This is a genomic window from Nocardia flavorosea (genome assembly GCF_015477805.1).
Classification (GTDB): Bacteria; Actinomycetota; Actinomycetes; order Mycobacteriales; family Mycobacteriaceae; genus Nocardia; species Nocardia flavorosea_A.
In genome coordinates this window covers 496,019-504,047 of record NZ_JADLQL010000005.1, presented here as the reverse complement: position 1 = coordinate 504,047, position 8,029 = coordinate 496,019, and the positions used below count along the sequence as shown (strand labels likewise).

At 64.6% G+C, this 8,029-nt stretch carries 10 protein-coding genes; 6 read left to right on the top strand and 4 right to left on the bottom strand.

The window, feature by feature from the left end; all coding sequences use genetic code 11:
• The first annotated feature begins 366 nt into the window (after positions 1–366).
• The 4 genes from IU448_RS24005 to IU448_RS23990 are packed head-to-tail and all read left to right on the top strand — an operon-like array spanning position 367 to position 2,907.
• Positions 367–690 carry a WXG100 family type VII secretion target gene (locus IU448_RS24005; protein WP_267467229.1) on the top strand — a complete coding sequence of 108 codons (324 nt, stop codon included), beginning with the start codon at positions 367–369 and terminating at the stop codon, positions 688–690.
• Between the two features lie 20 nt (positions 691–710).
• A complete protein-coding gene (locus tag IU448_RS24000; RefSeq protein WP_195057899.1) occupies positions 711–1,046 on the top strand; it encodes a WXG100 family type VII secretion target in 336 nt (111 codons plus the stop codon).
• A complete protein-coding gene (locus IU448_RS23995) occupies positions 1,043–2,536 on the top strand; it encodes a hypothetical protein (protein WP_195057898.1) in 1,494 nt (497 codons plus the stop codon). Before IU448_RS24000 ends, IU448_RS23995 begins: the two co-directional genes overlap by 4 nt.
• An 11-nt stretch (positions 2,537–2,547) precedes the next feature.
• Positions 2,548–2,907, top strand: a complete 360-nt coding sequence (locus tag IU448_RS23990) for a hypothetical protein (RefSeq protein WP_195057897.1) — start codon at positions 2,548–2,550, stop codon at positions 2,905–2,907.
• 379 nt (positions 2,908–3,286) lie between these two features.
• On the opposite strand, the gene IU448_RS23985 is transcribed toward IU448_RS23990, so the two are convergent.
• The gene (locus tag IU448_RS23985) at positions 3,287–3,877 is read right to left on the bottom strand and encodes a hypothetical protein (protein ID WP_195057976.1); all 591 of its coding nucleotides are present in this window, start codon (positions 3,875–3,877) and stop codon (positions 3,287–3,289) included.
• A gap of 289 nt (positions 3,878–4,166) precedes the next feature.
• On the opposite strand from IU448_RS23985, the gene IU448_RS23980 reads away from it, so the two are divergent.
• Entirely contained in the window at positions 4,167–4,550 is a 384-nt protein-coding gene (locus IU448_RS23980) for a hypothetical protein (protein WP_195057896.1), read from the top strand.
• 158 nt (positions 4,551–4,708) lie between these two features.
• On the opposite strand, the gene IU448_RS23975 is transcribed toward IU448_RS23980, so the two are convergent.
• Positions 4,709–5,062, bottom strand: a complete 354-nt coding sequence (locus IU448_RS23975) for a winged helix-turn-helix transcriptional regulator (RefSeq protein ID WP_228813963.1) — start codon at positions 5,060–5,062, stop codon at positions 4,709–4,711.
• Between the two features lie 83 nt (positions 5,063–5,145).
• Here IU448_RS23975 and IU448_RS23970 point away from each other — a divergent pair, with 83 nt between their 5' ends.
• Positions 5,146–5,718 (top strand): carboxymuconolactone decarboxylase family protein, encoded by a 573-nt coding sequence (locus IU448_RS23970; protein ID WP_195057895.1) that lies wholly within the window; start codon positions 5,146–5,148, stop codon positions 5,716–5,718.
• A 201-nt stretch (positions 5,719–5,919) separates the two neighbouring features.
• On the opposite strand, the gene IU448_RS23965 is transcribed toward IU448_RS23970, so the two are convergent.
• Together IU448_RS23965 and IU448_RS23960 are read right to left on the bottom strand one after the other, a co-directional pair.
• Entirely contained in the window at positions 5,920–7,077 is a 1,158-nt protein-coding gene (locus IU448_RS23965) for a hypothetical protein (protein ID WP_195057894.1), read from the bottom strand.
• The gene (locus IU448_RS23960; RefSeq protein ID WP_195057893.1) at positions 7,074–8,021 is read right to left on the bottom strand and encodes a tyrosine-type recombinase/integrase; all 948 of its coding nucleotides are present in this window, start codon (positions 8,019–8,021) and stop codon (positions 7,074–7,076) included. Before IU448_RS23960 ends, IU448_RS23965 begins: the two co-directional genes overlap by 4 nt.
• Between the last annotated feature and the right edge of the window lie 8 nt (positions 8,022–8,029).

Below are 8,029 nucleotides of genomic sequence, written 5' to 3'. Positions count from 1 at the left end.
TCCAAATACAGCCGGACCGCTCGGGCCTTCAACTCGTCCGGGTATTTCTTCGGTGCTGCCACGTGGGGCTCCTTCCCGGTCCTATCGGACCATGCTCAGAGCCCTCCAAGGAAGCGGGGGAACCTCAGGATCTCGCCCTTCACACGGGGTGTTCGTGTCGACCGGCTTGCTGTATGGCCCACCTCGTCCTATGTGTGGACTTTTGACGGGCGCAGGTTGGGACCGGGCGGTCGGCGGTTCCATGCTGAGTTGCCGAGAGTCTGCGGATGCTGGTCCTATGGGGTGGAACCGATGAGACGCTCGCTGCGTCGAAGTAGCTGTGAGGATAAGTAGCTGTATGACTCGACTCGAGCGGGGTGACCGGTGATGGCGCCCGAACCGATTACCGCTGACTCCGCTGCCATGGCAGACGCCGCCGCATTCCTCCGGCAGATCGCGACCACGATCGGTGACGGGTTCCGTCGCATCGACGCCGAAATCGACGGCATGACCTATTGGGGTGGTCCCGCCGCACAGGCATTCACCGTGGGATGGCAGGAGGCCAGCGCGGGGGCGGTGACACTGCTGTCCTCGCTGGAAGCCATGGCCGGCCTGCTGGGAGTGCAGGGCGAGGAATTCGCTGCGGTAGACGAGACCTTGGCGGCCGATCTGGCCGATACCGGTCCGCGGCCGAGCTCGCTCAATATCTGAACCAACAGGGGTTTCCTGCGATGTCACGGCATAACGTAGATACCGACGCGCTCGACGCGCTCAACGCCCAGTTGCGCGGTCTGCTCGGTTTCACCGACGACCAGCTGGTGCTGCTGCAGCAACGGATGAATCGGCTGCACAACGGTGACGGCACATCGGGGCCGTGGACCGGGGAAACCGCCGAGGCCGCCCGCGCCGCTATGGATACCTGGAACGCCGGCGCCCGGAAAATGCGTGACGGGCTGGCCAAGATGGAAGCGGCCGGTAAGAACGCCCATGACTCCTACACCAGCACATTCGCTGCGATCCTAGCCCGCCTCGACCGCGGTCCGGCCCCCGAAAGCGGCCAACAGTGACGGTGGTCGACGTCGACACCGACGTCTACCAGCAGGCCGCGGCCGCGCTCCTCAAAGCCGCCGACGAATTCATCGGCAGCGTGGACAAGCATTGGAACAAGCTCGCCGACACCGGATCCAATATGACCGGCTCCTATCAGGAGGCGGTCGCCTGGGCCACCGAATACGACACCACGGCCAATGACCTGCTCATGCGGGTCAAACTGATGGCCAACAACGTTAACGGCTACGGCAACGTAGTTGCCGAGCTGGGCTATCTGCACGCCCTGGGCGACCACAACGCCAACATGGCCCCCGGCCCGCCGCCGACCCAGCCTCCGGTGCACCCGCTGAACATACTGGTGTCGTGCCGGCCGCCACTGCCCACGGCCGGCGGGCCCGGAAGCGGGCTGCTCGAAGACGGGATCGGGCTGCTCAGCGAAATCGGTGTCACCGTCCCCGACGGCGACAGCGACAAACTCCGGACGGTCGCGGCGATCTGGCGCGATATCGCCGCCGAGCCCGCCGTCGCGGGATTAGCCGACGAAATCAACCGCATCGCCGGCATGTTCGCCCCGATCACCGCACCCGAACTCGCCCATATCGACGACGACCTGCCGGCTCTGGCGGCCGCCGCGACCGAAGTGGTGGCCGGGTTCACGGCGATGGCCGTCACCACCGGTGAGCATCATGACGAGCTGGTGGCGATGCGCAAGGAAATCGAGGGGTTCCTGCGTCAGTTCATCATCGACTCCGCAGTGGAGGCTGCGGTCACCGCCGGCGTCACCGTTGCCGCCTCCCTGGTCACCTTCGGTGCCGCGGGCCCGATCGGCGCCGCGGTCGGCGCTTCCCGGCTGGGGGCACTGTGCATCAAGTACGGGCGCAAGATCCGCCCGTTCGTCGACCTGTTCAAAACCCGCGGCCTCGGCCGTGGATTCAAAGAAGTCCCGGACTTCGCCAACCACAAGGCGGAGATGCAACGGATCTGGGACATGATCAACAAGAAGGCACCCGGCGGGCACCGGCCCGGTGGACGTACCGATTGGACCTTCGGCCCCGAGGACGAAAAGGCCATCCACACCGCGGCCGTGCGCAACCCCGAGACCGGTATGACCCTCAACGAGAAGCTGAACAGCGGCCTGCCGCTGACTCCGGAAGAACAGCGCCAGGCCGCCGCGCTGAACCAGGCCCTTTCCAAGCTGCCCCCCTATGAGGGCCCACTGGTGCGTCATCAGACCCTGAGCCCCGAGGAACTGGCCCGCTACCAGCCGGGGCAGCCGGTCACCGAAAACGGGTTCACATACAGCACCCTCAGACCCAACGGCATCGACCCGCAATTCGTTGCCAGCCAGAACGTCGAGTTCCAGATCGTATCCAAGACCGGCGCACAGCTCGGGGAGCACGCACCCCGCCCCGACGACGTGATGTTCCCCTCCGGAACAGGATTCATGGTGCACGACAAGATCACACTCCCGAACGGCCGCGTCATCATCCAGATGACCGAAATCTAGGAGAGGCCCCTATGTTCAAACGATTCACCGGCCGCAAGAAGAAACCGCCACTACTGACCGGCGAGGACTATTTCAACAGCGACGAATACACCCGTAACCAGGCAATATTCGACCAGTTCAACGCCGAGATCCGCACCGCGCGCGCCGCCACCGCAGCCAACCCCGGCCCGGGCCTGGACCCCGAAGAGATGGCCGAACTACAGGAACGCGCCAAAGAAGCGATGCCCCGGGAGAAGCGAAACTGGACCTGGGACGCCGATCACTGGTACGACGGCGACGGCAACGTCCTTCTCACCCGGGGCGCGGACGGTTGGTATGACCCTTCAGGAGTCCGGGTTTACGACCTGAACTACAACCGGATCGCTCAGTAGAACCATGGTGCCTTCGTGCGGAGGGATACATCCGACTTCGGCATGCAGGAGATAGGGGTTCCGGTAGTAACCGCCGAAGAATCAACGGATATGGCGTAGCTGCTGGTCAGTGTCGGCTGCGTTCAGCTCGCCTGCACCTTGTCGATCTCCTTGCCGACGCGAACGAGAGCGTCGTAATGATGGGCTTTGCCGTGCACGATCAGGTAGGCCAAGACCTCGTCCTTGTCGAGCAAGGACCGCTCCTGCAGCTCACCCAGGAGGTGGCGCAGATCCCGTAGTCCGTAGGCGTCGCCCCAGCTGTTGTTGCCCGCGAATTCGATCCGCTCCAGCAGTTGCTGGTGTTCAGCCGAACGGTCGACCGCGTGAATCCTCTTCTCGATCAGGTTGACTGCCCCGTCTCGTCAGCCCACCGCGAGGACGAGAATCCCGCGTCTTCCACGACCGCGATCGGCGCGTTCCGCGCGAACTCGGTGGCGAGCGCGAGTTCCCGTTGTCCCGGTGCGTACACCAGAGCGGGACGGCCGTAGCCGATCCCGGACTGGTTCGAGTTCTTCGGAGTCAGGACAGGACGGCCTTTGGCGTAGGTGTTCAACGGCGCGCAGAAGGTGAGGGTGTTCTTCTGAGGGACAACGACGATCGTGCCGCGGGCATCGACACGGTCGAGAAAGGGGATAGCGAGCTCAACTGCTCGGTTGTACCCGTACTCAGGCTGGAAGGGGATGTAGGCGGCGCGGGGGAGTTCGGTCACCGAGGCACCGTATAGCAGGACCGCCTCGGCCGGAGCGTCCTTGAGGCGGTCCCGCTGGCGAACCCCACTGTCGACAGCACCGTGGGGGGTGAACTGACGCAGGTAGTTGTAGGAGGAGTCCAGTGCGGCCAGATGCCTGTGATCACGTGGCAACCGCAGTATGGCCTGCGCGATTGCCGCCCGCAACCGCTCCCACGCGGTGGCCGATTGGGAGATCACCACGGGCCGAACCAGACCTCACCAGCGGCCAGCTGCGGCTACGCCATATCCGTTGATTGTTCGGCGATTACTACCGGAATCCCGAATAAGACCTGGTCAGGGATTGATATTGATCGCCTGTGTCTGTTCTGTTCTGCTCTCCCAGCGGGCCGAGAAAGAAGGCGCCGGGAAATCGCAGCCTGAGCGGCCTTTGTGACCGCTGGGTCACCCGACCGCCCTCTCGATGTCGCTGCCGGGGGCTACAGTGCTGCGATATCCGACTGCCGTGCTCGTTCGAGGTATGGAGACGTGTATGCGAGGGCTTCTGTCTGTAGCGCGCGTGGTGGTCTGCGCCGCCGCTGTCACCATGATGATTCAGCCCGCGGCCGGTCACGCCGAGCCGCCAGCGATCCCGGACGCCGGCGAGGCCCGCGCCCTGCTGGAAGAGCTCACGGTCGCAGAGGAAGGTTCGGCCAGTGGGTATTCCCGGGAGAAGTTCCCACACTGGCACACCGTTTCCGGTGAGTGCACGACCCGCGAGACCGTGCTGCAGCGCGACGGCACCGATGTGGCGGTCGACGCGGAATGCCGCGCCACGGCCGGTACCTGGTACTCGTCCTACGACGACAAGTCCGTGACCGCTGTCTCCGATATCAACATCGACCATGTCTTATCCGCCCCCGCGTCGGGAGTGTGATCGAACCTTCTCTGGTCGTGCTGTCGGCAGCATAGCGGCGACAGAAGCATGAAACCAGCCGATGCTGCGGGCGAATTGATCGCGACCACGCTGGGTGTTTCTTCTTGGAGAACGCCGGCGAGGACAGGCTTGGGTCTCACCGCAACGAGCCCTCGACCTTATGCCTCCACAGGATTCTGATCGTTCTGCTCTTGTGTCTGCGCCCAGGTGATCGCCCATTCGTCGAGCGGGCGGATGGCCTGAATGAGTGCTGACCCCAGCTGAGTGAGCTCGTAGCCATCGGCTGAGGGGGTGATGATCCCGCTGGACGTGAGTTCGCGAAGCCGCTGGTAGAGGACACTGGATGACAAACCTGCACACAGTGTCAGCAGGGCACGCGCGCCGAGCGGACCCGCACGCAGTTCCCAGAGAATTCGCAGCGCCCACCGACGGCCGAAGAGATCCAGCGCGGCCATGATCGGACGGCCGGTAGTCGATCCACGAACCGGTGTTCCTGGGCGTGGTGTCGGCATGACACTCCTTGCGTTTCGGTTTTAGAAACATTAGCATCCAACCCGCGTTTCTAATTCCGAAACAATCTCAACTGGGAGCTCCGATGTCGCGAATAGCCCTGCTGGAACCGCCGTACGCCGACCAAGCTGGTGCGCTACTCGCGCGCATGATGCCCGGGGACGTGCCGCCGATCGGGCTGTTCAGGATGTTCGCCCGGAACCTCCCGATGGCCGGCGCCATGCACGGATGGGGGCGCTACGAGCTGGGCCGACAGCTGACTCTGACCATGAGGGAGCGCGAGATCGCCATCGACCGGACATGCGTGCTGTGCGGCTGCGAGTACGAGTGGGGCGTGCACATGATGATGTTCGCCGAACGGGTCGGGTTCACCCGCGAGGAGGCGGCATCCCTGGTGCACGGCGGCCCCGCTGACAACTGCTGGACGTCCGAGCGGGAACAGCTGCTCATCCTCGCCGTCGACGCGCTGCATGAGCATTCCGACATCGATGACGCGCTCTGGGCACGGCTCGTGTCGGTCTTCGACGAGCTCCAGCTGCTCGATTTGCTTCTGCTGTGCGGGTGGTACCACGCCGTCAGCTTCGCCGCGCGCGCTACGCGCGTGCCGCACGAGCCCGGCGCGCCTCGCTTCGCCGACTTCCTCCCCCTGGTCCGGTGACCCACCCTGATCGGTTGCCGATCTGGAGCTGTGGGCGGAAGAGCGGAAGCGGTCCGGACTCGCATCCGTCCCGCCCACATCACGACCGAGACCAACCGATGAGCGCTACCCCGGAGCACTCCGAGGGGCGGCTACTGGTCCCCGCTCTGATGTTCATCGCTCTGGTTGTGGCGGCGGTCGGTAGCCTCGGGGCGCCGCTGATCACCAGTGTGGCGACCTCGTTTGCACGTCTCGCGCCATATCGTCTGGAAGTTTGTTGACCAGTCGAGGTTTGTCCTCGGGCCGGAACAGCGTCGTATGCTGCGGGGTGAGCTGCTGCCAGCCTGGCTCCCCAAGCACGGTGGTCGTCTTCGCGACGTTGTCAAACATCCACCGGTAGAAGGTTTCGACGGTCACCAGGGGCTGCCGTACCTGGTTCTTTCCCAGCGGTTTGCCCTTGTTCGGGCCGACCTGGATGCGGTGTGCGCGTAGCAATTCGACGAACCCCCGCGTGAACGGCCGCAGGTCGACAAACGAATCGGCCAGATGTGGTCCGGCGCAGCCGACCTGGTCCAGATACCACTGGAACCACTTGAAGTGGTCGACGCGGCTCTTGACCGAACTCCAGACATACTGGCCGCCCAGCAGCTGGGCCGACAACCACCATTTGACCGCTTCGCGCAGCCAGTCGGTCGTCAAGTGGGAGAAGTTGGCCGCGCTGTTGCGGTGCGGCTCGTGCTCCCGAAGCGGGATCTGGTCATCCAGCAACGGCGACCACACATTCAGCTGCCACCACGGACCGTCGTGATAGGCGTAGGCCAGGCGATCCTGCACCCGCTTCAGCTGCGAACTCATGGTGTTGCCGACCATGGCACCGACGCTGCCCGGGCCTTGCTTCATCTGAGCGCGCCGCAGCTCATACGCCCACTCCTCCACAGGCAGCGCGGTGACCGATCGCGCCTGCCGGCCAGCCGGTGAACCATATCCGGTGACCTGCCACAGCCCGTACCGCACGCTGTTGAAGCGCGTGGGGTTGATGACGTTGCCGGCAGTGACCTCGCGGTGGATGAACCACGCCAACTCCCAGGTCATCGGCTCCGGAAGCCCGCGCAGTGAAATCGCTTGGGTGGTCCATCGCCCGCCTTGCCGGCCGGTGGTGCGTTCACGGAACGCCACCCGGTAGTCGCTGGGCATGTTCTTCGAATCGACGTGGTCCTGACGATGGTCTTCGGGCAGCGACTCCCACAACTGCCGGGCGCGGTGCTCGCTGAACAACTCCGTGATCGGCAGACGCGGATCCACCCGTTCCAGGCGCTTGCGCTGGGATGTCCGCGGAATCGGCGAGACGGGCCCTGAAATCTCGTTGCGCGGCTGAGTCATCGGACACTCCAGACGTCGATAACGGCCTGCCAATCAGCGCAAGTCCGCAGTTCGGCGTCCTCGGTGACGTGGCCGTAGAGATTGAGGGTGGTCTGAATATCGGCGTGGCCCAGCCGACGCGACACCACATGCTCCGGCACCCCGGCCAACAGCAGCGCCGTCGCATGCGAATGCCGGAACCAGTGCGGAGTCATCGCCGCGGGAAGCCCGGGGACCCTTCGCATCATCGAGGTCAGATGCTTATAGATGCTCTCCGGCCGCAGCGAAGCGAACCGCCTGCCGCGATGCAGATTGCAGAAGATATAGGCGCGATCCCAATCCTCGAGTTCGACGTCGGCCCCGGCCTCGCGCAATGCCCAGACCCAGTCGCCATACAGACGATCCAACCCGGCGCCGACGTGAATGCGGCGAGAGCCGCTCTTGGCGCGCTGACAATGCGGATGATCATCGCGCACGACCACCTCGACCAGCGCGGTATCGCCCGTGCCGGTCTTCCAGTCCCGATGCTGCAGTCCCAGCGCGTCGCCGAGGCGGATCCCCGTCTCTTCCAACAGCGTCCACAACAGGCGATAATGCAGTTCGCCAACCCACCCACCGAGCCGGCAGTCCCATCGAGCCTCCGCCTCCCGCAACGCCGTCATCTGGGCGGGCAGCAACACCGGCACCGTCTGCCGCCGGACGCGGACACGGATCTTACTGCGGCGCCGGCCGTTCCTCCGTTCCACATGCTCCAAGAACGGCAGATAACGACCAGGCCCCGCAGCCACCCGCTCCACCAGATCTCCGCCCAGCACGGCACCGCGCTGTGTCTGATAGCGGTAAAAGCTCATCACCGCCCGGGCACGCTGCGCGACCGTCGAATCCGCTAAGTGGTTGGCGTAAACGAGTACCGCGGGATCCGATCCGACCGCCCGGCGTCGCAACTGACCAACGAACGCGCCCACGACCGGGA

Excerpts from the sequence above, each read along its gene's own strand:
- IU448_RS23975 (WP_228813963.1), bottom strand. The coding sequence starts at position 5,062 with ATGCCGACACCACGCCCAGGAACACCGGTTCGTGGATCGACTACCGGC.
- IU448_RS23990 (WP_195057897.1), top strand. The coding sequence starts at position 2,548 with ATGTTCAAACGATTCACCGGCCGCAAGAAGAAACCGCCACTACTGACC.
- IU448_RS24000 (WP_195057899.1), top strand. The coding sequence starts at position 711 with ATGTCACGGCATAACGTAGATACCGACGCGCTCGACGCGCTCAACGCC.
- IU448_RS24005 (WP_267467229.1), top strand. The coding sequence starts at position 367 with ATGGCGCCCGAACCGATTACCGCTGACTCCGCTGCCATGGCAGACGCC.
- IU448_RS23965 (WP_195057894.1), bottom strand. The coding sequence starts at position 7,077 with ATGACTCAGCCGCGCAACGAGATTTCAGGGCCCGTCTCGCCGATTCCG.
- IU448_RS23970 (WP_195057895.1), top strand. The coding sequence starts at position 5,146 with ATGTCGCGAATAGCCCTGCTGGAACCGCCGTACGCCGACCAAGCTGGT.
- IU448_RS23980 (WP_195057896.1), top strand. The coding sequence starts at position 4,167 with ATGCGAGGGCTTCTGTCTGTAGCGCGCGTGGTGGTCTGCGCCGCCGCT.